Annotated in this window: 23 protein-coding genes and 1 tRNA gene; 4 read left to right on the top strand and 20 right to left on the bottom strand. The window is 68.0% G+C overall.

Annotated features, from left to right (window positions below):
- Nucleotide 1: 1 nt before the first annotated feature.
- The 3 genes from ACYVGI_RS06175 to ACYVGI_RS06165 form a co-directional block, all read right to left on the bottom strand.
- Nucleotides 2-886, bottom strand: a complete 885-nt coding sequence (locus tag ACYVGI_RS06175) for an ABC transporter permease (protein WP_460631766.1) — start codon at nucleotides 884-886, stop codon at nucleotides 2-4.
- Nucleotides 883-1,842, bottom strand: a complete 960-nt coding sequence (locus ACYVGI_RS06170; RefSeq protein ID WP_460631765.1) for an ABC transporter permease — start codon at nucleotides 1,840-1,842, stop codon at nucleotides 883-885. The genes ACYVGI_RS06175 and ACYVGI_RS06170 overlap by 4 nt, the downstream gene beginning before the upstream one ends.
- A gap of 63 nt (nucleotides 1,843-1,905) precedes the next feature.
- Nucleotides 1,906-3,456, bottom strand: a complete 1,551-nt coding sequence (locus tag ACYVGI_RS06165) for an ABC transporter substrate-binding protein (protein WP_460631764.1) — start codon at nucleotides 3,454-3,456, stop codon at nucleotides 1,906-1,908.
- A 125-nt stretch (nucleotides 3,457-3,581) separates the two neighbouring features.
- Between ACYVGI_RS06165 and ACYVGI_RS06160 the strand changes: the two genes are divergently transcribed.
- On the top strand, nucleotides 3,582-4,049 hold the full coding sequence (locus ACYVGI_RS06160) for a GNAT family N-acetyltransferase (RefSeq protein WP_460631763.1): 468 nt from the start codon (nucleotides 3,582-3,584) through the stop codon (nucleotides 4,047-4,049).
- 73 nt (nucleotides 4,050-4,122) lie between these two features.
- On the opposite strand, the gene ACYVGI_RS06155 is transcribed toward ACYVGI_RS06160, so the two are convergent.
- The 11 genes from ACYVGI_RS06155 to rplU form a co-directional block, all read right to left on the bottom strand.
- Nucleotides 4,123-4,198: transfer RNA gene (locus tag ACYVGI_RS06155), tRNA-Ala, on the bottom strand.
- A 94-nt stretch (nucleotides 4,199-4,292) separates the two neighbouring features.
- Nucleotides 4,293-4,589 (bottom strand): TFIIB-type zinc ribbon-containing protein, encoded by a 297-nt coding sequence (locus ACYVGI_RS06150; protein WP_460631762.1) that lies wholly within the window; start codon nucleotides 4,587-4,589, stop codon nucleotides 4,293-4,295.
- A 72-nt stretch (nucleotides 4,590-4,661) separates the two neighbouring features.
- Nucleotides 4,662-5,039 carry a ribosome silencing factor gene (gene rsfS, locus ACYVGI_RS06145; protein WP_460631761.1) on the bottom strand — a complete coding sequence of 126 codons (378 nt, stop codon included), beginning with the start codon at nucleotides 5,037-5,039 and terminating at the stop codon, nucleotides 4,662-4,664.
- Nucleotides 5,040-5,091: 52 nt separating this feature from the next.
- Complete coding sequence (locus tag ACYVGI_RS06140) at nucleotides 5,092-6,369, bottom strand: hypothetical protein (RefSeq protein WP_460631760.1); 1,278 nt, start codon at nucleotides 6,367-6,369, stop codon at nucleotides 5,092-5,094.
- Complete coding sequence (gene nadD, locus ACYVGI_RS06135; RefSeq protein WP_055893497.1) at nucleotides 6,366-6,968, bottom strand: nicotinate-nucleotide adenylyltransferase; 603 nt, start codon at nucleotides 6,966-6,968, stop codon at nucleotides 6,366-6,368. The genes ACYVGI_RS06140 and nadD overlap by 4 nt, the downstream gene beginning before the upstream one ends.
- A gap of 14 nt (nucleotides 6,969-6,982) precedes the next feature.
- Nucleotides 6,983-7,219, bottom strand: coding sequence for a hypothetical protein (locus ACYVGI_RS06130; RefSeq protein ID WP_460631759.1), 237 nt, complete (start codon nucleotides 7,217-7,219; stop codon nucleotides 6,983-6,985).
- A gap of 56 nt (nucleotides 7,220-7,275) precedes the next feature.
- Nucleotides 7,276-8,544 (bottom strand): glutamate-5-semialdehyde dehydrogenase, encoded by a 1,269-nt coding sequence (locus tag ACYVGI_RS06125; protein ID WP_460631758.1) that lies wholly within the window; start codon nucleotides 8,542-8,544, stop codon nucleotides 7,276-7,278.
- 9 nt (nucleotides 8,545-8,553) lie between these two features.
- Nucleotides 8,554-9,354, bottom strand: a complete 801-nt coding sequence (gene proB / locus ACYVGI_RS06120; protein ID WP_460631757.1) for a glutamate 5-kinase — start codon at nucleotides 9,352-9,354, stop codon at nucleotides 8,554-8,556.
- On the bottom strand, nucleotides 9,351-10,931 hold the full coding sequence (gene obgE, locus ACYVGI_RS06115) for a GTPase ObgE (RefSeq protein WP_460631756.1): 1,581 nt from the start codon (nucleotides 10,929-10,931) through the stop codon (nucleotides 9,351-9,353). The genes proB and obgE overlap by 4 nt, the downstream gene beginning before the upstream one ends.
- Nucleotides 10,932-11,045: 114 nt before the next feature.
- Nucleotides 11,046-11,303 (bottom strand): 50S ribosomal protein L27, encoded by a 258-nt coding sequence (rpmA, locus tag ACYVGI_RS06110; protein ID WP_055893481.1) that lies wholly within the window; start codon nucleotides 11,301-11,303, stop codon nucleotides 11,046-11,048.
- Between the two features lie 32 nt (nucleotides 11,304-11,335).
- On the bottom strand, nucleotides 11,336-11,644 hold the full coding sequence (rplU, locus tag ACYVGI_RS06105) for a 50S ribosomal protein L21 (protein WP_055893478.1): 309 nt from the start codon (nucleotides 11,642-11,644) through the stop codon (nucleotides 11,336-11,338).
- 273 nt (nucleotides 11,645-11,917) lie between these two features.
- On the opposite strand from rplU, the gene ACYVGI_RS06100 reads away from it, so the two are divergent.
- Entirely contained in the window at nucleotides 11,918-12,193 is a 276-nt protein-coding gene (locus ACYVGI_RS06100; RefSeq protein WP_055893475.1) for a DUF4031 domain-containing protein, read from the top strand.
- 34 nt (nucleotides 12,194-12,227) lie between these two features.
- Here ACYVGI_RS06100 and ACYVGI_RS06095 read toward each other — a convergent pair whose 3' ends face one another.
- Nucleotides 12,228-14,984 (bottom strand): Rne/Rng family ribonuclease, encoded by a 2,757-nt coding sequence (locus ACYVGI_RS06095; protein WP_460631755.1) that lies wholly within the window; start codon nucleotides 14,982-14,984, stop codon nucleotides 12,228-12,230.
- Between the two features lie 325 nt (nucleotides 14,985-15,309).
- On the opposite strand from ACYVGI_RS06095, the gene ACYVGI_RS06090 reads away from it, so the two are divergent.
- Nucleotides 15,310-15,915 (top strand): vitamin K epoxide reductase family protein, encoded by a 606-nt coding sequence (locus tag ACYVGI_RS06090; protein WP_460631754.1) that lies wholly within the window; start codon nucleotides 15,310-15,312, stop codon nucleotides 15,913-15,915.
- 89 nt (nucleotides 15,916-16,004) lie between these two features.
- Here ACYVGI_RS06090 and ndk read toward each other — a convergent pair whose 3' ends face one another.
- The 5 genes from ndk to ACYVGI_RS06065 form a co-directional block, all read right to left on the bottom strand.
- Entirely contained in the window at nucleotides 16,005-16,427 is a 423-nt protein-coding gene (gene ndk / locus ACYVGI_RS06085; RefSeq protein ID WP_055893466.1) for a nucleoside-diphosphate kinase, read from the bottom strand.
- Nucleotides 16,424-16,861, bottom strand: a complete 438-nt coding sequence (locus ACYVGI_RS06080) for a DUF4233 domain-containing protein (protein ID WP_460631753.1) — start codon at nucleotides 16,859-16,861, stop codon at nucleotides 16,424-16,426. Before ACYVGI_RS06080 ends, ndk begins: the two co-directional genes overlap by 4 nt.
- On the bottom strand, nucleotides 16,858-18,234 hold the full coding sequence (locus tag ACYVGI_RS06075; RefSeq protein ID WP_460631752.1) for a bifunctional folylpolyglutamate synthase/dihydrofolate synthase: 1,377 nt from the start codon (nucleotides 18,232-18,234) through the stop codon (nucleotides 16,858-16,860). Before ACYVGI_RS06075 ends, ACYVGI_RS06080 begins: the two co-directional genes overlap by 4 nt.
- A complete protein-coding gene (ileS, locus tag ACYVGI_RS06070; protein ID WP_460631751.1) occupies nucleotides 18,234-21,593 on the bottom strand; it encodes an isoleucine--tRNA ligase in 3,360 nt (1,119 codons plus the stop codon). The genes ACYVGI_RS06075 and ileS overlap by 1 nt, the downstream gene beginning before the upstream one ends.
- Nucleotides 21,594-21,825: 232 nt before the next feature.
- Complete coding sequence (locus tag ACYVGI_RS06065) at nucleotides 21,826-22,458, bottom strand: TetR/AcrR family transcriptional regulator (protein WP_460631750.1); 633 nt, start codon at nucleotides 22,456-22,458, stop codon at nucleotides 21,826-21,828.
- An 80-nt stretch (nucleotides 22,459-22,538) separates the two neighbouring features.
- Here ACYVGI_RS06065 and ACYVGI_RS06060 point away from each other — a divergent pair, with 80 nt between their 5' ends.
- On the top strand, nucleotides 22,539-23,870 hold the full coding sequence (locus ACYVGI_RS06060) for an MFS transporter (protein WP_460631749.1): 1,332 nt from the start codon (nucleotides 22,539-22,541) through the stop codon (nucleotides 23,868-23,870).
- Nucleotides 23,871-23,915 lie beyond the last annotated feature (45 nt).

The following is a 23,915-nucleotide window of genomic DNA, read 5'->3' as shown; positions in this document are numbered from 1 at the left end:
GTCACTTCCGCCTTTCCGGGTTGAGCAGGTCGGACAGCCCGTCGCCGAGCCAGGACATCCCGAGGCTGACCAGGACCACGACAAGACCGGGGATGGTCGCCTGCATCCAGTGCGTCGTGATGAACTCCTGGCCGTCGAGGATCATCGATCCCCACTCGGGCGTCGGCGGTGCGATGCCGAGGCCGAGGTAGCCGAGAGTGACGATCGCCATGATGTCCATGACCACGTCGCTGGTGCCGTAGATGATCGCCTGCGACAACACATTCGGGCCGATGTGCCTGGTCAGGATGCGCGCATCCGACATTCCGCCGAGCTTGGCCGCCGTGACCCAGTCCTGCTTCTTCGCCACCAGCACTTCGCCCCGCACGATCTTCGCGTACGACACCCACGAGACCGCCGCGATGGCGAGGTAGATACTCGCCTCGCCCGAACCGAGCACGAACACCAGCACGATCACCATGACGTAGAACGGGAACGCGAAGAAGATGTCGACGATCCGCATGACGATGGTGTCGAACCAGCCGCCGAAGTATCCGGCGAGCCCGCCGAGCACGGAACCGACCACGAACGGGATGATGACGGCGAGGAACCCGATGCGCAGGTCGACGCGTGCTCCCCAGATGAGGCGGGACAGCACGTCCCTGCCGTACTTGTCGGTGCCGAGCCAGTGCGCAGGGCCGGGCGACGCGAGCGCGTTCTGCAGGTCCTGCTTGATCGGATCGTACGGCGCGATCACGGGCGCGAGGATCGCGACGAGGACGAGGAAGCCGATCACCCCGATCCCGGCCATCAGCGAGCCGTTGCGATACCAGGGCTTCAGCACGCGGGACCTCGCGGCCCTCCGCCTGGTCTGGAAGCCGTTGAGGACGGCGGTCGGGGTGCTCATGCTGCCACCTTCGAGCTGAGGTCGACCCGGGGGTCGAGCAGCGTGTAGACCACGTCGGTCAGGATGCCGACGATCACGACGAACAGCGCGACGAACAGCGCGACCGCCTGGATGGTCGGGAAGTCACGGGTGAAGATCGCGTTGATCATCAGCGAGCCGAGACCGGGGAGTGCGAAGACCTTCTCGATCACCAGGGAGCCGCCGACCAGGTAGCCGAGGTTGACGCCGAGGATGGAGACGGTCGGTATGGCGGCATTGCGCAGCACGTGTCCGCGGAACAGCGGCATACCGCCTGCGCCCTTGGAGCGCGCCGTCGCGACGTACTCGGAGCCGAGCACGTTGATGGTCGAGGACCGCAGGCTCCGGATGATCGTCGGCGACATCGCGATGGCCATCGTGAGGGCGGGCAGCGCCAGATAGTAGACGTGGTCGAGCGGCGTGTCCCCGAAGCCGCCAACGGGAAAGATCCGAAGGTTGACCGCGAACAGCAGGATGAGCATGATGCCCACCCAGAACTGCGGCATCCCCTGACCGAGCAGCGTGTAGATGCGCACGCCGAGGTCGCGGCCCTTGCCCGGCGCTGTCGCGGCGATCCCGGCGAGCGGGATGCTGATCACCAGGCACAGGACGACGGCGAAGAAGAGAAGGGACAGGGTGACGGGGATGGCGCCGAGCACCAGCCCGGACACCGGCTGCTGATAGGTCAGGCTCGTTCCCAGGTCGCCCTGGACGAGACGGCCGAGGAAGAGGAAGTACTGCGTCCAGATCGGCTGGTCGAGACCGAGCTGCTTGCGCAGCTCGGTCACGCGCGCAGCGGTGGCGTGCTCCCCCAGGATCGCCACGGCGGGGTCGCCTGGCAGCAGGTGCGCCATGAAGAAGACGAGCAGAGTCACGCCGAAGATCACGGGCACCGCTTGCAGCAGCCTGGCCGGCACGAAGCGAAGTCGCTGGAACATGGTTCACCTCCCGGGGTGTGGTCAGGGGGCGGGGCGTCGCACAGAGCACCCCGCCCCCGGCTTTTACTTGGACTTCGTGATGTCTTCGACGTGGTAGTTGCCGAGCGGCGTCACAGCGAAGCCCTTGATCTTGTCCGTCGTCGCGTATGCGTACGGCGAGTAGTAGGTGTATGCGAGGAACGCGTCCTGGCCGGTCAGCTCCTGCAACCGGTCGTAGAGGTCCTGACGCTTTGTCGCGTCGATCTCCTGCTGCGCCTGCTTGTTGAGCGCGATCACCTCGGGGTTGTTGTAGAAGGTGAAGGCAGACTTCGCGCCGCCGTCGGGGTCGACCGCGAAGGTGGTCCACTCGTCGGGGTCGGGGATGTCCATCGTCCACGCGGAGAGCGTCGTGTCGAAGTCCGACTTGAGCCTCGCCTGCTTGTTCGCGGTGGGGTCGAGCTGCTGGATCTCCATCGTGATGCCGATCTTCTTGAGCTCGGACTGGAGGATCTGCGCGACAGACGCCTGGTTGGCGTCACCGGAGCGGATGAGCAGGCTCGTCGTGAAGCCGCTGGGCTTGGACGACTGAGCGAGCTCGGCCTTCGCCTTCGCGGGGTCGTACGTCGGGCCCTTCGCGTTCTTGTCGTAGAAGGGCGTCCCAGGCGACAGCAGCGAGTTCGCCGCCGTGCCGTTGCCGAACAGCACGGCCTTCACGAGCGCCTGCCTGTCGATCGAGTACGCGATGGCGCGGCGGATGTGCACGTCGTCGAACGGCGCGCGCTGCTGGTTGAACGCCACGTAGTCGAGTTGCGTGGAGGGGAAGGCGTGCGCCACGATGCCCGGCGAGCTCTTCAGCGAGGCGAAGCTCGACCAGTCCGGCGTGTCGTCGATGTCGATCTGGCCGCCCTGAAGCTGCAGCTTGCGCGTGTTCGCGTCCGGCACGACGTTCCAGGTCACGCTGTCGAGGGACGGCTTGCCCTTCTGCCAGTAGTTCGGGTTCTTGACGAGTTTGAGGGACTGTCCCTTCTTCCACTCGCCCCAGGAGAACGGGCCGGTGCCCACGGGAGCCTGGTAGAACTCGTCGGCGGTCTTGCCGCCGTAGTTGGCGGGAACGATCGCGTTGCTGAACAGCGACAGGTCGGCGATCAGCGGGGCCCACGCGTACTTGAGCTTGATGTCGACGGTCTGCTTGTCGACGACGGAGACCGAGTCGATGGCGGCGTTGATGTATCCCCACCCGGTGTCGGCGGTCGCGGTGTCGGCGTCGATGGAGAACTTCACGTCGTCCGCGGTGAGCGGAGCGCCGTTGGAGAACTTCACGCCGGAGCGCAGCTTGATCGTATAGGTGAGCTTGTCGTCCGAGACCGTGTATCCGGTCGCGAGCCAGGGCTTGACCTTCTGGCCGTCGTCGCTGACGGTGAAGAGCGGTTCCATGATCTGCTCGAACGTGAAGATCGACGGGTTGTCGAACGTGGTGGTGTTGTTCATCGAGACGGCGTCGGCCGGACGTGCGATCACGAGATCGCCGCCCTTCGCGGCCGTGGACGACGAGGTTCCGCCGGCGCTGCAGCCCGCGAGGACCAGGGCGGCCGCGCTCACCAGTGCCCCTACGGCAATGCGAGTGGTTCTCTTCATTGACTACCTCACTTGTCGGCACACGAGGTGCGTTACTCAGTGCGCCCATCTTGGTATCAAACGATACAAGTATGCAAGTTGTTCACGTGATTGTTACATTCGTAACAGTTCGGTAGCATAGGGCGATGCTCGTACTGCGGCCGTTCGACAGCACCGATTTCCCGCTGCTGCGCTCGTGGGCGCCGACCTCGGCGGACGTCTACCTGTTCGCCGGATCGGCACGCCTCTGGCCGCTCACCGACGCGACCATGACGGACTGGCTCACCGCAACAGACACCACGGCGTACACCGCGGAGCTCGACGCACACCCCCGCGTGCCCGTCGGCCACATCGAACTCGTCAGCACCGGCCGGGCCACCGCCCGAATCGCCAGAGTCCTCCTCGATCCGGCGCAGCGAGGGCGCGGCCTGGGCAGGCACCTCGTCGTCTCGGCAATGGATGCGGCACGCACCGCGGGCATCCACCGTCTCGCACTGAACGTGGTCGACGGGAACGCGGCGGCCATCGCGACGTACCGCTCGCTCGGCTTCGTCGAGCGGGGACCTCACCCCGAGCATCCGGACATGACCGTGATGGAGACCCGGCTCGACTGACGCATCCAGGTCGTCGGTCGAGGCCCCATTCAACGAAGAAACCCCCGGAGTTCCGTGGAACTCCGGGGGTTTTTGGTGGATCTGAGGGGACTCGAACCCCTGACCCCCTGCATGCCATGCAGGTGCGCTACCAGCTGCGCCACAGACCCAGACGCTGTTCCCGATCTCTCCGAAACAACTCGTTTAGCGTACTACATGATCCAGGTCTGCAAGAAACCAGCGCGACGCTCGGGCGTGCCGCGGTCAGTCGAAGAGTTCGCTGAGCCAGTTCTCGCGCTTCTTCTTGTGCGGGTACTGCTGCTGGCCGTATGCCTGCTGCTGGCCGTAGTGCTGCTGCGCGGGCTGTTGCGGGTGCGCGGGCGCCACGGGCTGCGCATACGGGGCGGCCTGCTGCGCAGGGAGGGCAGGCTGCGCGCGGTCGATGATCTTGTCGAGCTCTCCGCGGTCGAGCCACACTCCACGGCACTCAGGGCAGTAGTCGATCTCGATCCCACTGCGCTCGCTCATCACGAGGGTGGCGTTGTCTGTCGGGCATCTCATTCCGCCAGTCAACCAGCGGTTCATGAGAGAACTCTCACACAGCGCAGGGAGAACCCCGCCAATCCGAACGCGCTACTCGGCGCCCTCGTGCACGGGGAGTTCGAGCGGGACCACGGGGCAGTCCTTCCACAGGCGCTCCAGGGCGTAGTACATGCGGTCTTCCTCGTGGAAGACGTGCACGACCAGATCGCCGAAGTCGAGCAGCACCCAGCGGCCCTCCGCCTTGCCCTCGCGGCGCAGCGTCTTGACACCCGCCTCGTTGAGCTGGTCCTCGATCTCGCCTGCGATGGCGATCACGTTGCGCTCGACGCGGCCGCTGACCAGCAGGAACACGTCGGTGAGCGGGAGCGGCCCGGAGACATCGAGAGCCACCAGGTCCTCTCCGGACTTGGAGTCGGCAGCGCGTGCGGCGAGCTGCAGGACCTGCTTGGCGTGGTCTGTCGCGGTCACGCGCCTGCCTCCCTGGTGGGGACGGCTGGCTGGGACGGAATGGAAAGGATGATCAGAACACCTTCAAGACGTATGCGGAGATGAGCAGGCCGATGACGCCGACGGCGAGGACGCCGGCGGTGACGATGAGCACGACCGGCAGTTTGCCGCCGCGCTTCTTCGGAGGGGCGATGACGCCACGGGTGGACGTGTGCGAGCTGATGGCCCTGGATGCACGGATCGGCGCGACCTCGGACGTATTGAACTCGTTCTCGTCGCCCTCCAGCAGGCGGTCGAGGTCGGACGAGTCGATGCGGTCGGGGTGAGCGCCGGTCGAGCCGAGGCCGCGCGGGAGGTCGATGGACCCTGTGACCAGGATCTCCCCCGTCGCGGTGAGCGGGCCGGTGGCGTCCGCGGTCGGCAGCACGGGGAGGATGAGGGCGTTGGTCGTGGTCGCGGAGCCGGGCTGGCCGACGTTGCGCGAGATGATCTGATCGAACGGCTGGTTCTTGTCGTCGCGTTCGGCAGCGGTCGACCAGTGGCCTGTCGGCGGCGTGAACGGCTGACGCTCGAGCGAGCTGTCCGCTTCGTCGTTCTCAGACGCCGGAGTGGCGGCCGCTTCGGTCTCCGTCTCGCCGGTCGCGGCGGTGGATGCTGCGGGCGACGCGGACCCGAGGGGTGCGAACGGCCACGCGCTCGGCGCGGAGGACTCCACCTCCGGTCCTGCGGACGGGCGGGCGGGAGCAGGCTCGGGCGGGGGCGTGAAGGTGACGGGGATCACCGCATCCGGGTGCCCTGCCTGCTGATTGGCCTCCTGCGCCTGTTGCATGGCGCGCAGTTCGCGGCGCGTCAGCGTGCGCTCCGGCGACGGAGTCGGCGCGGCGGCCGGAACCGAAGCCGCCGGAACCGCCGCTGCCGGAACAGAGGGAGCGGCAGTCTCCTGCTTCACCACGGCGACAGGAACCGTCACAGGCTCCGACTGGGATGCGTCGGTCGACTGTTTGAACAGCGCGTCGTCCGCCTGCGCCTCCGCGACAGGCGCAGCAGGCGCAGCAGGCAGGTCGAAAGCGTTGCCGAACGTCGGCAGGTGCGGACGACTCGGCGGTGTGACGCCCGGCTCCTCGAACGCGGACGCGGGGATCGCGGGCGGCTCTGCGCCGTCCACTGTCTCTGCCGCGTCGCGACCGGACGAGAACGTGTACGGCGTCGTCATGGTCGGGATCTCCCCGGCCGGTGTCGGCTCTGCCGTGCCTGCACGACGGGACGCCTGACCGGCGGCCTGTGCCGCTGAACGCTCGTTCTCACGCGCCTGTCGCCGTGTCTGTGGCGGCGGGTCTTGCCACAAAGTCATGCCACACTCCGATACAGATGGTGTTTGGAGATGTATTGAACAACCCCGTCCGGCACCAAGTACCAGACCGGGAATCCCCTGCTCACCCGGGTCCGGCAGTCGGTTGACGAGATCGCCAAGGCCGGAACTTCCAACAAGCTTACGTCCTGCGCTGGCAATCCAGAAATACTCAAGTCATGTCCCGGACGACTCACAGCGACGAAGTGAGCGAGGTCCCAGAGCTCCTGCACATCCCGCCAACTGAGGATCTGCGCGATGGCGTCCGCCCCGGTGATGAAGAACAGCTCCGCGTCCGGCCGCGACTCGTGCAGGTCGCGGAGGGTGTCGATCGTGTACGTCGGACCCTCGCGGTCGATGTCGACGCGGCTCACGGTGAAGCGGGGATTCGAGGCGGTCGCGATCACCGTCATGAGGTAGCGGTGCTCCCCCGGGGTGACCTCGCCCTTCTGCCACGGGTGGCCGGTGGGGACGAAGATGACCTCATCCAGGTCGAACGACTGGGCGACCTCGCTGGCCGCGACCAGGTGACCGTGGTGGATGGGGTCGAACGTGCCGCCCATCACGCCGATGCGTGTGCGACGCTTCTCCGTCAACTGCATTCGTCGCGCAGAGGTCAGTGACCCTGGGTGGGGTGGCCGGAGCCGTGGTGCGTGGCGCCGGGTGCGCCCGCGTGCGATGCGGCACCGGGGCCCGCCTTGTGGCTGTGGCGGTTCGCGACGTCGCGGTACGACCAGATGACGAAACCGAGGACGGTGAAGATCACGATCGCGATCGCGCCGTACGCCCATGTCGGCATGGGGAGTTCAACGTGCGTTTCGGCCTCGGCCAGCAGCAGCGTCAGGTGAGTCATCGAGTTTCTTCCTTTCCGAAGGCGCGCGAACGCCTGCGAATCAGTCTAGTGGCGTGTCAGGCCCTGATCTGCCCTGACCCGCGGACGATCCACTTGGTGCTGGTCAGCTCCGGCAGTCCCATCGGGCCGCGGGCGTGCAGCTTCTGCGTCGAGATGCCGACCTCCGCCCCGAAGCCGAACTGGCCTCCGTCCGTGAACCGGGTGGATGCGTTCACCATCACCACCGCCGAGTCCACCTCGGCGAGGAACCGGTCGGCGTTGGCCAGGTCGTTCGTGATGATCGACTCCGTGTGCTGGGTCGAGTAGCGGCGGATGTGGTCGATCGCCTCGTCGAGGTCGTCGACGACCTTCACGGAGATGTCCAGGCTCATATGCTCCGTCGCCCAGTCCTCCTCCGTGACGGGAACGGCCGCTGCCGAGTATCCGATGGCGCGCTCGTCGGCGTGCACGGTGACACCGGACGCGGTCAGCGCGGCGAGCACGGGCGGCAGCAGCCGGTCGGCGGCGGCGCGGTGCACGAGCAGGGTCTCCACCGCGTTGCACACGCTCGGGCGCTGCACCTTGGCGTTCCGCACGATGTCGACGGCCCAGTCCTCGCGGGCCGACTCGTCGAGCACGATGTGCACGACGCCTGCGCCGGTCTCGATCACCGGAACGGTCGACTCCGTCACGACCGTGCGGATCAGGTCGGCACTCCCCCGCGGGATCAGCACGTCCACGTATCCGCGGGCCTTCATGAGCTGGGTGGCGCCGTCGCGGCCGAACTCGTCGATGGTCTGCACGGCGTCGGCAGAGAGGCCGACGGAGCCGAACGCATCCTGGATCACCTCGACCAGCACGCGGTTCGTGTTGATCGCTGCGCTCCCTCCGCGCAGCACGGCCGCGTTCCCGCTTTTGAGCGCCAGCGCTGCGATGTCGACTGTGACATTGGGGCGCGCCTCGTAGATCGCGCCGACGACGCCGAACGGCACCCGCACCTGCGTGATCGACACGCCGTTCGGCAGGTGGCTGCCGCGCACCGCCTCCCCGACGGGGTCGCTCAGCCCGACGACCTCGCGCACGGCGTCGGCCAGTGCGTCCAGGCGCGCCTCCGAGAGGGTCAGACGGTCGAGCAGCCCGGTGCTCAGCCCGTTCTCCCTGCCGTTGGCGAGATCGAGCTCATTCGCCTGCAGGATGCGCGGAGCCTGCGACCGCAGCCCGGCCGCGACGGCGAGCAGTGCCGCGTTCTTCGCATCCGTGTTCGCCGTGGCGAGCGCGATGGACGCCTGCTTGGCTGCTGCGAGCTTCTCGACAAGCGAGAGGGGTTCGGTGATGGTGTCGACCATGCGTCAAGTTTAGGACGCGGTGACCGCATCCCGTGCTGGTGCGAACCAGGTGCCGACGGCGACGCCTGCCAGCGCCTCGGAGACGTTGGCGGTGGCGGTCAGGATGACCGCCGTGCCGTTCTCCGCGGCCTGGCGGGCGGCGGACACCTTGGTGAGCGCGCCGCCGGTTCCGACGCCGGACAGCCCGGTCGAGCCGATCTCCACACCCTCCAGGGCGTCGTCGTACTCGACGACGTCGATGCGTTCCGCACCCGGCTCCTGCGGAGGCTTGGTGTATAGCGCATCCACGTCCGAGAGCAGCACGAGCAGGTCGGCGTCGACGAGCAGCGCGACCAGCGCCGCGAGCCTGTCGTTGTCACCGAACCGGATCTCGTGCGTCGCGACCGTGTCGTTCTCGTTGACGATGGGCAGGATGCGCAGGTCGAGCAGCCGTTCCATCGCCCGCTTGGCGTTGATGCGGTGCGTCGGCGTCTCCATGTCGCCCGCGGTCAGGAGCACCTGGCCGGCGACGATGTCGTACCGGTCGAGGCTGTCCTGGTAGCGGTAGATGAGCACGTTCTGCCCGACCGCCGCCGCCGCCTGCTGGGTCGCCAGGTCGGTCGGGCGCTCCTGCAGCGCCAGATACGGGATGCCCGTGGCGATCGCACCGGACGACACCAGGATCACCTGGGTGCCGCGCCCGTGCGCCTCGGCGAGAGCATCGACCAACGGACCGATCTGCCCGGCGTTCTCCCCGCTGATGGAGGACGAACCCACCTTGACGACGACGCGTCGCGCTGTGGGGACCTGGCTGCGGTCGTCGATGGTCATTCCGAATCGGTCTCCCTGTTCTGGTTGCCCTGCGCGCCGTCCGCACTGTCGAGCGCTTCCACAGCGTCGGCGTAGTCGTCATCCTGCCAGAGCCCTGCCTCGCGCTCGCGCAGCAGCTCTGCGCGGGCCTCCGCCTTGGCGTCCATGCGGTCGAAGTAGTCTTCGCGGCGCTGGTTGCGGGTGGGGCGGTCGTTGCCGTCGAGGCGCACGTCCGTTCCGCGCGGCGAGGTGATGAGCTCCGCGGTGGAGGTGAGCGTCGGCTCCCAGTCGAAGACGACGCCGTTGTTCCGGCCGATGACCACGGTGGAACCGGCGACGGCTCCCGCCTTGAACAGCCGGTCCTCGACGCCGAGCTTCGCCAGCCGGTCGGCGAGGAAGCCGACCGCTTCGTCGTTGGCGAAGTCGGTCTGCGCCACCCAGCGCTCCGGCTTCGCACCCAGGATGCGGTACACAGGGCCGTCGGAGCCGCCCTCGACCTTGACCACGAAACCGCCGTCGTCCACGGCCTGCGGGCGGATGACGATCCTCGGGCGCTCCGCTTCCGCGGCGGCCTGCGCGACGCGCGACTCCTCCACAAGCTCTGCCAGGGCGAAGGACAACTGGCGAAGACCCTCGTGGCTCACGGTCGAGATCTCGAACACGCGGTAGCCGCGGGCTTCGAGGTCTGGCCGGACGAACTCGGCGAGCTCGCGCGCCTCCGGAACGTCGATCTTGTTCAGCGCGATGAGCTGCGGACGGTCGAGCAGCGGCGTCTGACCCTCCGGGACCGGGTATGCGCCCAGCTCGCCCAGGATCACGTCGAGGTCGCTCAGCGGGTCGCGGCCGGGCTCCAGCGTCGCGCAGTCGAGGACGTGCAGCAGCGCGCTGCAGCGCTCGACGTGGCGCAGGAACTCCAGGCCGAGGCCCTTGCCCTCGCTCGCGCCCTCGATCAGACCGGGGACGTCGGCGATGGTGAACCGGGTGTCGCCGGCCTGGACGACACCGAGGTTCGGGTGCAGCGTGGTGAACGGATAGTCCGCGATCTTCGGCTTGGCGGCAGACAGCGCGGCGATCAGGCTCGACTTGCCGGCGGACGGGTAGCCGACGAGCGCGATGTCTGCGACCGTCTTGAGTTCGAGGAGGACATCGCCCTCCCAGCCCGGCGTGCCGAGCAGCGCGAAGCCGGGAGCCTTGCGCTTCGGGTTGGAGAGCGCTGCGTTCCCGAGACCGCCGATGCCGCCGGGGGCGACGACGTAGCGCATCCCCGGCTCGTTCATGTCGATGAGCTCGACGCCGGACGGGTCTTTGACCACGGTGCCGACGGGCACGGGGAGCTCGAGCTCCTCGCCCAGGTGCCCGCTGCGGTGGTCGCCCATGCCGAAGCCGCCGTTCTGGGACGAACGGTGCGGAGCGCGGTGGTAGGCCAGCAGCGTGGTGACCTGCGGGTCGGCCACGAGCACGATGTCGCCACCGTTGCCGCCGTTGCCGCCGTCCGGACCTGCCAGCGGCTTGAACTTCTCTCGCCGGACGGAGACGCACCCGTTGCCGCCGTTACCGGCGCGCAGGTGCAACGTCACGTGATCCACGAACGTTGCCATGGGGGTCCCTCGATTCCTGACTTCTCAGTCTGTAGACGACTTCTCAGTCTGTAAATGGAGAAAGGGCGGGCCGAAGCCCGCCCATCCTCGAATGCTGGTGCGTGGTGCGGGGCTTTACGCCTCGGCGGCCACGATGTTGACGACCTTGCGGCCGCCCTTGTTGCCGAACTCGACCGAGCCGGCAGCCAGAGCGAACAGGGTGTCGTCGCCGCCACGCCCGACGTTCACGCCGGGGTGGAAGTGGGTGCCGCGCTGGCGGACGATGATCTCGCCCGCTCCGACGACCTGGCCACCGAAGCGCTTCACGCCGAGGCGCTGTGCGTTCGAGTCACGACCGTTGCGAGTCGAGCTCGCTCCCTTTTTGTGTGCCATCTGCTTCTTCTCCTAAGCCTGAGGTCGATCGGCTACTTGATGCCGGTGATCTTGACGCGCGTGAGGTCCTGACGGTGCCCCTGGCGCTTCTTGTAGCCGGTCTTGTTCTTGAACTTCTGGATCACGATCTTCGGGCCACGGAGGTCGTTCAGGACCTCAGCGGTGACCTTGACCTTCGCCAGCGACCCGGCGTCGGACGTGATCTTGTCGCCGTCGACAAGCAGCACAGCAGCCAGCTCGACGTTGCCGTTCTTATCGGCCTTGATCCGGTCCATCGTCACGATGGTGCCGACCTCGACCTTTTCCTGCCGGCCTCCGGCGCGCACAACTGCGTAAACCACTTTTACGTACCTTTTCTTCGGGGAACAGCTCCCCTCGGCTCGATGAGCCGCGGACCTGGTCCTGTCTGTTTACTCTTCAGGAAGTTACTGGCGAGTCCGTCTCCGTCGCAGTGTGCAACGGATCGGCTCTCAGAAAACCATGATGGTCGAGCGGGATACGCCCGACACACACCAACGGTCAACTTTACCCGACGACCCATCGATCGTCAATTCAACGAGAGGGCTCCGGGACCGATCGGCGCCATCGACGGCGCCGGTTCCTACAATCATTGTATGACGGTCCTGATCGATCCCCCGGCATGGCCCGCCCACGGCATGTTGTGGTCGCACCTGGTCAGCGACGCGAGCCTGGACGAACTGCACGCCTTCGCGGCCGCCAACGGCATCGCACCGCGCGCTTTCGACCTCGACCACTACGACGTGCCGGACAAGCGCTACGACGAACTGGTGGCGGCAGGAGCGACGGCCGTGGACGGCAAGGAGCTCGTCATCCGGCTGCGCGCGAGCGGACTACGCGTGAAGGCGCGGGATCGAGTGCGCAAGCACTGACCCCGCGCCTTCGGACGCTCAGGGATGCGGTCGGTTACTCGGCCTGCTCCGAGCGGGTGATCTCCGGCGCGGTGTCGCCTCCGACGATCGCCGCGGTGCTGACCCTGCGGCTGCGGCCACGGCCCTGACCCGGCTGCTTCGGCTGCGGGAGCGCGTCGAGCACGGAGTCGAGCAGCAGCTCGGCTTCCTTGGTGGGCGTGCGGCGCGTCACGGGCGCCGCAGCGGGCTCCGGCAGCTCGATGATGGGCACGGCCGCCTCGGCGGGCTCGCGTCGCGCAGCGGGGCTCTCAGCGGCTGCTGAACGCTCGGGAGCTGCCTCCGCCGCAGGCGCTGCCGCCCGCTCGGCGGGCGCCGACTCGGCGGGCACGGACTCGCCGACCGACTGCTCTGCGTCAGCGGCCTTGGCCCTGTCGCGCTTGCCGTTCTTGCGGCGGGACTTCTTCGGCGCATCCTGCTGCTGCTCGTCGGCCACGTGCTTGCCGTGAGCCGCCTCGGTCGCCGCTGCGTCCGCATCCACCGGCTGCTGGTGCTCGTCGTGCGGGTGGGCGAGCGTCGACGCAGCGATCTGCGCGAGCGCGTTCTTGGCGTCGTCGGTGATCGCGTGCGTCACGCCGGTCGGCGTTCCGCCGTTCCCGTTCGAGCCGCCGTTGCCGTTCGAGGAGCCGTTGCCGTTTCCGTTGCCGTTCGACGAGCCGTTGCCCGAGCCACCGGACTGCTGGTTGCCCCGACCGCGACGGCGCTCGCTCTGCGGCTGCTGCTGCGGCGTCTGACGGTGCTTCACGACCGGGTCGTGGTGCACGATCACGCCGCGGCCTGCACAGACCTCGCAGGCCTCGCTGAACGTCTCGAGCAGTCCGAGGCCGAGCTTCTTCCTCGTCATCTGCACGAGGCCGAGCGAGGTGACCTCGGCGACCTGGTGCTTGGTGCGGTCGCGGCTCAGGCACTCGATCAGGCGACGGAGCACGAGGTCGCGGTTCGACTCGAGCACCATGTCGATGAAGTCGACGACGATGATGCCGCCGATGTCGCGCAGGCGGAGCTGGCGGACGATCTCCTCCGCAGCCTCCAGGTTGTTCTTGGTGACGGTCTCTTCGAGGTTGCCGCCTGACCCGACGAACTTGCCGGTGTTGACGTCGACCACGGTCATGGCCTCCGTGCGGTCGATCACCAGCGAGCCACCGGACGGCAGCCAGACCTTGCGGTCGAGCGCCTTCTCGATCTGCTCCGTGATGCGGAACTCGTCGAACGCATCCCGGTCGCCCGCATACGCCTCGACGCGGTCGAGGAGGTCGGGAGCCACCTGGCGCAGGTAGTTCTCGATGGTGCTCTGCGCATCCTGGCCGGCGATGATCAGCTTCTGGAAGTCCTCGTTGAAGACATCGCGGACGATCTTGATCAGCAGGTCCGGCTCGCTGTGCAGGAGCGCGGGAGCGCCGACGGTCTCGACCTGCCTGCTGATGTCCGCCCACTGCGCGGTGAGGCGCGTGACGTCGAGCGTCAACTGCTCCTCCGTCGCCCCCTCGGCGGCGGTGCGCACGATCACGCCGGTGTTCTCCGGAAGAACCTCCTTGAGGATCTTCTTGAGGCGAGCGCGCTCGGTGTCCGGAAGCTTGCGGCTGATGCCGTTCATCGAGCCGTTCGGAACGTAGACGAGGTAGCGGCCGGGAAGCGAGACCTGGCTGGTCAGGCGGGCGCCCTTGTGGCCGACAGGATCCTTGGTGACCTGGACGAGCACGCGGTCGCCCGGCTTGAGCGCCAGCTCGATGCGGCGGGGCTGGTTGCCGGTCTCCGCAGCATCCCAGTCGACCTCGCCGGAGTAGAGCACGGCGTTGCGGCCGCGCCCGATGTCGACGAACGCCGCCTCCATGCTGGGCAGCACGTTCTGCACGCGGCCGAGGTAGACGTTGCCGATCAGCGACGCCTCCTGCGACTTGGCGACATAGTGCTCCACGAGCACCTTGTCCTCGAGCACGCCGATCTGGATGCGGCCGCCCTTCTCGCGCACGATCATCTGGCGGTCGACGGACTCGCGCCTGGCGAGGAACTCCGCCTCGGTGATGACCGGGCGGCGGCGACCGGCGTCGCGACCGTCGCGGCGGCGCTGCTTCTTGGCTTCGAGACGGGTCGAGCCCTTGACCTTCTGTGGCTCGGTGATGAGTTCGGGCTCACGCGGCGCCCTGACCTTGACGACGGTGTTGGCCGGGTCGTTGGAGCCGGAGCGGTTCTCCTCGCCTGCGCGACGGCGCGAGCGGCGGCGGACCGTGCTCGGCTCGTCGTCGTACTCGTCGTGCGGGAGCGGGGGCAGCGGGATGATGTCCGGCGCCTGGAACAGCAGAGTCGTCGGCGGGAGGCCGGGAAGCGACGCGTCTGTGCTCGACGCGTCGGTGCTCAGCGCGTCGGTGCTCAGCGCGTCCGCGCCTTCGGCATCGGCGGCGGCAGTGGCCGCTGCGTCGGAAGCTGCCGGCACGGCGTCCGCGGCCGCATCCAGTGCGCTCTGCGTGGTCACGGCCGGCTGACCGGCGGGGAAGGGACCCGCGCCGATGATGTCGTCGTGGCCGTCGTGGGTGATGTTCTCGTCCATGGGTGTTCTCTCCTGGACGGCAGGCTCGGTCGAGGCGTGCCCGGCCACCGTCGGCGCGGAGGACGCAATGGCCTCACGCGAATCGTTCGCAGGCACGGCGGAGGCGCTCTTCTTGGCGCTCTTCCTGGAGCCGAAGAGGCGCGATCGCTTCCTGGGCCCCGCTTCCGATCCGTTGTTCTGCGTGTTGTCAGTATTTTCGTTTTCCACCATCGCTGGTGCACTCCTCGACCGGCGGCGGTCTCCCGCGCACCGGGTACTTTCATGAGGGCAGCGGACGCGTTGCGCCCGCCACCGCTAATCCTTCACGCGTGCGGTCGGCTCGTGGCGCGGTCCGCAGCGATCTCATTTCGTCTTACGTTCGTTGTGCGTCGACCACTTCGGCCGACCGTTCTGGGCGTCGCAACGCCCTCAAGCCTTCGCTGGCGTCTCTCCGGCACGTTGCCGGAGAACCAGTTGCAACGATTATCGCATGACCGTACCGGGAACGCGGTTGCCTCCCAGGTCGACACGCGAACGCTCATGCCATAATCCGACTGTGTCAGTCACTACAGCCGAGCGCCGCCCGACCGTACTCGCCATCTTCCTGATCGTCGCAGGGGCCGTCGGGCTCTGGGCGGCGTTCATGCTCACGATGGACAAGTTCCACCTCCTCGAGAACCCCGATGCGCAGTTGTCGTGCAACTTCAGCCTGCTCGTGGGGTGCACCAAGAACCTCAACTCCTGGCAGGGCTCGCTGTTCGGGTTCCCGAACCCGCTTCTCGGCCTGATCGGCTGGACGGCGACCATCGCCGTCGGCGTCGGCATCCTGGCCGGCGCACGTTTCGCCAAGTGGTTCTGGATGCTCTTCAACCTGGGCGTCATCGGTGCAATGGCCCTCGTGATCTTCCTCATCACGCAGTCGATCACTGTGCTCAACGTGCTCTGCCCCTGGTGCATGGTCACCTGGCTGGTCACCATCCCGACGTTCTGGGCGGTGACCCTCTACAACCTCAAGACGGGCAACATCCCCATCCCGGAGTCCGGGCGTGTCTTCTTCGGCAAGCTCTACTCCTGGGTGCCGCTCATCACGGTGATCTCGTACGCCATCGTCGCGATCCTCGCCCAGATCCAGCTCGACTGGATCAACAACGTCTTCGTCTAGCCCCTGACGCCATCGAGCCCAGGCTTTCTCACCGAAAGAACGCGTCTTACGGTGAAAAAGCCTGGGCTCGATTGCGTGGGGCGTGGGGGTCAGGCGAACCAGAGGGCGAGCTCGCGAGCGGCGGACTCGGGCGAGTCTGAGCCGTGCACGAGGTTCTGCTGCACCTTGAGTCCCCAGTCGCGGGCGAAGTCGCCGCGGATGGTTCCGGGGGCCGCGGTGGTGGGGTCGGTGGTGCCCGCGAGCGAGCGGAAGCCCTCGATCACGCGGTTGCCTGCGAGGCGGATCGCGACGATGGGGCCGGACTCCATGAACTCGACCAGCGGCTCGTAGAAGGGCTTGCCCTCGTGCTCCGCGTAGTGCGCGGCGAGCAGGTCGCGGTCGGCCTGCAGCATCCGGATGTCGACGAGCGAGTAGCCCTTCGCCTCGATGCGGCGCAGGATCTCGCCGGTGAGGTTGCGAGCGACGCCGTCCGGCTTGACGAGCACCAGGGTCTCTTCGACGGGGGTGGTCATGGATTCTCCGTTCCGTTTGCGGTCGCGTTCGCGGCCTTTTTGTTGCGGTCGATGCGGGCGCCGGCGATCATGCAGTACGCCCACATGGCCGTGAAGATGGCGCCGACGATGAAGAAGGCCGGCACGAGGAAACCGGCGGCGACGACCACCAGTTGCACGAACCAGCCGAGCACGATCCCCAGCGGGGAGCGCAGGGTGCCCATCGCGACGATCATCAGGACGACGACCACCGCTCCGCCGCCCAGAGCGACGGCGGCGGGAAGCGATCCGAGCCCGAACAGCACCAGGGCACCGAGGAAGACGACGAGCAGTTCGAAGCCGAGCACGATGGAGCCGAGCATTTCGCGGACGGTGCGCTCGCGCCGCGGCTTCCGCGCGGGAGCCGCCTTGTCGGCGGCGGGCCCGTCGGCGCCGTCCTGCTGCGCTCCGCTCACGCGCCTGCCTGCTTCCACTCGGCGGCGTCCGCGATGGCCATCGCGTCGCCGACGAGCACGATCGAGCCGGTGACGACCACGGCGCGCCTCGGTTCCTCTGCCGCCCATTCGCGGGCGGCGTCGAGCGCCTCGCCGAGGTCGCCGTAGACGATGGTCGCCTCGTCGCCGACCTCGTCGAGCACGATCTCCCCCAGTTCGTCGGCGGGCAGAGCACGGTCGGACCGCGGCTCCGTCACGTAGAACTGCGTGGCGACGGGCGCGAGGGCGCGAACGATGCCGCGCGCGTCCTTGTCGGCCAGCGACCCGAACACGAAGGTCAGCTCGTCGAAGTCGAAGTAGCGGCGCAGCGCGTCCGCGAGGGTCTGCGCGCCCGCCGGATTGTGGGCCGCATCCACCAGCACGGTCGGGTCGACGCCGATGAGCTGAAGCCGCCCCGGCGAGGTGGCCGTGGCGAAGCCCTCCTCCAGCAGGTCGGCTTTGAGCGGCTGGGTTCCCCTGCCGAGGAAGGTCTCGACGGCGGCGACGGCGACGGCCGCGTTCTGCGCCTGGTGGTCGCCGTAGAGCGGCAGGAACAGCTCGTCGTACGTCGCTGCCCTTCCCCGGATGCTCACCAACTGACCGCCGACGGCGACCGAGGTGGATGCGACGTCGAACGCGCCGGGCTGGGTCGAGATGGTGGACTCGGTGAGCTCTGCGGCGTTCTTCAGCTCGGCTAGTGCATCCGGCGTCTGCGCTGCGCTCACGACATCGGCCGCCGGCTTGATGATGCCCGACTTGGTGCGCGCGATCTCCGCGACCGTGTCGCCGAGCGCCTTCGTGTGGTCGAGCGAGATGGGCGTGAACACTGCCACCTGGCCGTCGCCGACGTTGGTGGAGTCCCACTCGCCGCCCATGCCGACCTCGATCACGGCGACGTCGACGGGCGCGTCGGCGAAGGCGGCGTATGCCAGCACGGTCAGCGCTTCGAAGAACGTGAGCGGTGGATGTCCGCCCTCGGCGAGCTCGCTGTCCACGATCTCGATGTACGGCTGGACATCCTCCCAGTTGCGCACCAGGTCTTCATCCGAGATGGGCTGACCGTCGATCACGATGCGCTCGTTGAAGCGCACCAGGTGCGGGCTGGTCAGCAGCCCCGTTCGCAGTCCGTACGCGCGCAGGATGCTCTCGATGATGCGGCTGGTCGACGTCTTGCCGTTCGTGCCGGTGATGTGGACGATCGGGTACGCGCGCTGCGGGTCGCCCAGCAGCTCGACAGCGCGCCTGGTCGCATCCAGTCGCCGCTCCGGCGCACCCTCTCCGATGCGCGCGAGCAGCGCCTGGTAGACGGCGTCTGCCGCGTCGCGGAACTCGTCCTCGGGAATGCTGTCGCTCATCAGACCGTCACCTCCGCTTTGGCCACGCCCACCGTGAATGCGCCCGCATTCGCGAACTGCCCGGCGGCGAAGCTCTTCCTGAACTCGCCGTCGACCTCGGCGACACCGCCGGACGCAATACCGACCACCGTGGCGAGCGTCTCCGCTCCGATGTCCACAGAGGCAGCGGCGCGTTCAACGGCGAGCCCGTCGCCCTGGTCGTCGAAGCTGAGCGACAGTTCGATCCTGTCGCTCACGTCGAGCCCAGCGGCCTTGCGGGTGTCCTGCACCGCCCGGACGATGTCGCGCGCCAGCCCCTCCGCCTGCAGCTCGGGCGTGGTCACCGTGTCCAGCAGCACGAAGCCGCCGTCCGGCAGCAGTGCGAGCGCCGCGGTGGACTCGCCGTCCGCCTGCGCCGTCTCCAGCACCAGCTCGTACTCGCCGTCGGCCAGCTCGAAACCGCCCGCGGTCACCACGCCGCCGCTCTCCGACCAGTCGCCGGAACGCGCGGCCTGGATGACCTTCTGCACGTCCTTGCCGAGGCGCGGCCCTGCCGCGCGGGCGTTGACGGTCAGCCTGCTGGTGATGCCGTATGCCGCCGCGCTGTCCTCGTGCAGCTCGACCAGCTCCACCGCCTTCACGTTGAGCTCGTCGCGCAGGATGCCCTCGAAGGGCCGCAGCGCATCCGCGTTCTCGGCGACGATGGTCAGCGAGGCGAGCGGAAGGCGGACGCGGAGCCCGGCCTGCTTGCGCAGCGACAGCGTGGTCGAGCTGATGCCCCGGATGCGGTCCATCGCATCCACCAGGGCGTCGTCTGCCGGGAACTCGGCGGCGTCGGGCCAGTCGGTGAGGTGCACGCTGCGTCCGCCGGTGAGCCCCTGCCAGACCCGCTCGGTGACGAGCGGGAGCAGCGGAGCCGCAACGCGCGCGACGGTCTCCAGGACGGTGTAGAGCGTGTCGAACGCTTCTGTGCCGCTGCCTGCCGCATCCACGCCCTGCCAGAACCGGTCGCGCGAACGACGCACGTACCAGTTGGTGAGGATGTCGGCGAAGTCGCGCAGCTTGGCCGCGGCGAGCGTGCTGTCGAGCGCCTCCAGGTCGGCGGTGACGTCCTCGACCAGGTCGCGGGTCTTCGCCAGCAGGTAGCGGTCGAGCACGTCCGTCGAGTCGGTGCGGCGCTTCGCCTCGTACCCGGTCGCGTTCGCGTAGAGGGAGAAGAAGTACCAGGTGCTCCACAGCGGAAGCAGCACCTGGCGAACGCCCTCGCGGATGCCCTCCTCCGTGACGATCAGGTTGCCGCCGCGCAGCACAGGGCTCGCCATCAGGAACCAGCGCATCGCATCCGAGCCGTCGCGGTCGAAGACCTCGTTGACGTCCGGGTAGTTGCGCAGCGACTTCGACATCTTCTGCCCGTCGCTGCCGAGCACGATGCCGTGGCTGATCACGTTCGTGAACGCCGGACGGTCGAACAGCGCCGTCGACAGCGTGTGCAGCATGTAGAACCAGCCGCGGGTCTGCCCGATGTACTCCACGATGAAGTCGGCCGGGTTGTGGCCGTCGAACCACTCGCGGTTCTCGAACGGGTAGTGCACCTGGGCGAACGGCATCGACCCCGAGTCGAACCACACGTCCAGCACGTCCGGGATGCGGCGCATGGTGGAGCGGCCGGTGGGGTCGTCCGGGTTCGGCCGGGTGAGGTCGTCGATGAACGGACGGTGCAGGTCTGGCTCCCCCGCCGCGTTCGTCGGCACCGTTCCGAAGTCGGCTTCGAGCTCGGCCAGCGAGCCGTACACGTCGATGCGCGGGTACGCGGGATCGTCGCTCTTCCACACCGGGATCGGCGAGCCGAAGTAGCGGTTGCGCGAGATCGACCAGTCGCGGGCGTTGCCCACCCACTTGCCGAACTGGCCGTCCTTGACGTTCTCCGGCACCCAGTTGATCTGCTGGTTGAGCTCGCCCATCCGGTCGCGGAAGTCGGTGACCCGCACGAACCAGCTCGACACCGCCTTGTAGATCAGTGGGTTGCGGCAGCGCCAGCAGTGCGGGTACGAGTGCTCGTAGCTCGCCTGGCGCAGCAGTCGCCCGTTCTCGCGGAGCAGCTTGGTGAGCGGCTTGTTCGCCTCGAAAACCTGCAGGCCGGCGACGTCCTCGACCACCGGCAGGAACCGGGCGCCGTCGTCCACCGAGATGATGACGGGGATGCCCGCCGCCTCGCAGACCCGCTGGTCGTCCTCGCCGTATGCCGGAGCCTGGTGCACGATGCCGGTGCCGTCTTCGGTGGTGACGTAATCGTCGACCAGGATGCGCCACGCGTTCTGCGTGCCGTACTCCTCGGTGTCCGCGTAGTAGTCCCAGAGCCGGTCGTACGTCACGCCCTCGAGCTCAGCACCGCGGATGCGGCGGCTCACGGCGGCCAGCGCATCCGTCGCCGACTCGTAGCCGAGGTCTTTGGCGTAGTTGCCGACGAGGTCGACCGCGAGCAGGTACTCGCCGCTCAGCACCTCGTCGTCCGGCTCGCCGTGCGCGTCCGCCGCCCCGTTGGGACCTGCGGGCACGACCGCGTACTCGATGTCGGGGCCGACGACCAGCGCCAGGTTGGTCGGCAGCGTCCATGGCGTCGTCGTCCAGGCGAGGGCGCGCACTGCTGTGAGGCCGAGCGCCTCCGCCTTCGCGCCGGTCAGCGGGAAGGTGACGGTGACCGTCTGGTCCTGACGCATCTTGTAGACGTCGTCGTCCATCCGGAGTTCGTGGTTGGACAGCGGGGTCTGGTCGCGCCAGCAGTACGGGAGCACGCGGTAGCCCTCGTAGGCGAGGCCCTTCTCGTGCAACTGCTTGAACGCCCAGATGACCGACTCCATGAAGGTGACGTCGAGCGTCTTGTAGTCGTTGTCGAAGTCGACCCAGCGCGCCTGGCGGGTGACGTACTCCTGCCACTCGCGGGTGTAGTGCAGCACCGAGTCCTTGGCGGCCTGGTTGAAGGCCGCGATGCCCATCTCCTCGATCTGGCTCTTGTCGGTGAGCCCGAGCTGCCGCTCAGCCTCCAGCTCTGCCGGCAGACCGTGGGTGTCCCAGCCGAACCGGCGCTCGACCTTCTTGCCGCGCATCGTCTGGAAGCGCGGGAAGACGTCCTTGGCGTACCCGGTCAGCAGGTGGCCGTAGTGCGGCAGGCCGTTGGCGAAGGGCGGGCCGTCGTAGAAGACCCACTCCGGCGCATCCCGCCGGTTGTCGACGGATGCGCGGAACGTGCCGTCCTCTTTCCAGAACGCGAGCACGTCGGTCTCGATGTCCGGGAAGCTCGGGCTCGGGCTGACGCCCGGCTGGGCATCACGCGCCGCCGATGCGCTCGCCGACGGTTCTTCCGGGGACTTGGGGTACGGCATCTCACTCCTGGCAGGTCGTTCGTCTGCACGAGGACGCCGGACGTGTGACTCGTCCGCCGCGGTACCACCCCGCTTGCCGCGGCCACTCTCGGTGTGGCTGCGACCGCTCTTTCGTTGGCTGTGACGGGCCAGACCCGTTCGGTTCTACTGGGCGCCCCTCGCGGTGCGCTGTTCTTCCGAAGACTCGCCGGTGATCGCCGGGTCGATGTCTGTACCCACGATTCTAACTGGTTTACGAGCGGATTTCGGGCTGTTCGTCGAGCGCGGACGCGTACCCGGCGCAGACGGGTCCGACCGCCGCTGCGATGACCGGCGCGAGCGGTCCCCGTCGCACACCGCTGCGCGCCCACACGGCCGCTGCGGCGCCGGCCGCTCCGATCACGGCGGTCGCGATGGCGCGCGGGAGGAGCGCGTCCCTGTGCTGGCCGAGGCGCGTCGCGAGGAACGCGCTCAACTGGCGCACGAGCGCGAGAAAGCGCGGGAGGGCGGACGCCTCCAGCTCGCCGTCGGTGCCCATCAGTTCGTACTGCGTCACAGCGAGCGGCAGACGCGCAGGGCCGAACTCGCCGGCCAGAGCGGTGACCGCATCCAGGACGGCCGTCATCGGCGGCGCATCCGGATCGGTCTCGGCCAGCATCCGGTCGAAGCCGCGCAGGCTCTCGTCCACCTCCAGCCAGAGCAGGTCGCTCTTGGCGCCGAAGTAGTTGAAGAAGGTGGCCCTGCTCACCCCTGCGCGCCGGGCGATGTCGTCGACGGTCGTGCCGTCGTATGTCCTTTCCAGGAACAGCTCGCCCGCCGCTTCGGCGATCATCAGCCGCGAGGATGCGCGGGGTCGCCCGGAGCGGGAATGGTCGCCCTGCGTCATGCGTTACCTCCTCACGCCTATTATTGGACCCGGTCCATATATTAACCCGACCGAACATCTCCCGTCAGAAGAGGAACCCCGTGACCACCGACACCATCGTCCGCAGCGAGACAGACCGCCCAGGCATCACCCCGGGCACCGCGCGCAGGGTGACCATCGCCTCGTTCGTCGGCACCTCGCTCGAGTCGTACGACTTCTACCTGTTCGCGTACTTCAGCGCGTTCTTCGTCGGCCCGCTGTTCTTCGCGCCGCTCGGCGTGTTCGGCGGCGTGCTCGCCGGGTTCCTCACCATCGCGGCCGGCTTCGTCATCCGGCCCATCGGCGCGATCGTCTTCGGCCACCTCGGCGACCGGATCGGCCGCCGCCCGACGCTGCTGATCACCATCCTGATGATGGGCATCGGCACCGGGCTCGTCGGCGTGCTGCCCACATACGCCACCGCCGGCTGGTTCGGAGCCATCGCCCTCGTCGTGCTCCGCCTCGTGCAGGGTCTCAGCCTCGGCGGCGAATGGGGAGGGTCGATCCTGCTCGCGACCGAGTACGCCAACCCGAAGCGGCGCGGCTTCTACGCCGCGCTCCCCCAGCTCGGCTCCCCGGTGGGCAGCATCCTGAGCGCTGTGGTCTTCATCCTGATGTCGACGCTGCTCAGCCAGGCGGACATCGCGGCCTGGGGCTGGCGCATCCCGTTCCTGACGGCCATCCCGCTGCTGCTCGTCTCGCTCTACCTGCGCTGGTCGATCGACGAGACGCCGGTGTTCAAGCAGCTCCTGGAGACGGGAAAGCGCGACCGCTTCCCTGTGCTGCAGGTCTTCCGCAAGGCCCCGACCGGCTTCGTGATCGCCATCGGCGCCGCGATCCTCGGCATCGGCTCGTACTCGCTGATGAACACCTACATGGTCGACTACGGCACCGCAGTGCTGAAGTTCAGCTTCTCCGACCTGCTCATCGCCACCACGGTCGGCGGCCTGCTGCAGCTCGTGACCATCCCGCTGTTCGGTGTCTGGGCCACCAGGATCGGCTCCGCCCGCGTCGTGGCGATCGGCGCTGTCGGCACGCTGATCATCGCCTTCCCGATGTACTTCCTGCTGCAGTACGCGACGTTCCCCATCCTGGTCGGCAGCATGATCGTCGGCGGGATTCTGCCCACGCTCTCCTGGGCGGGCCTCGGCGGACTCATGTCCGACCTGTTCCCGAGCGACGTGCGGTACAGCGGCCTGTCTGTCGCATACAGCATCGCCGCGCTGCTGACCGCGTTCGTGCCAGCGCTCACCCTGATCCTCGGAAACGCGACGGGCAACGCCTGGTGGCACCCGGGCATCGTGCTCGGCATCATGAGCGTCATCACGCTCGTCGCCGCCGTGTTCGCCGCCCGCCGCAGGCCGATCATCGACGAGGTCGCCGCGCCTGAGTGAGCCTCGGCTACCCTGGAAGGACTGCACACTCAGGCACCTCACCAT

Source organism: Leifsonia lichenia, from assembly GCF_054780215.1.
This window is presented reverse-complemented; position numbering and strand designations above follow the sequence as displayed.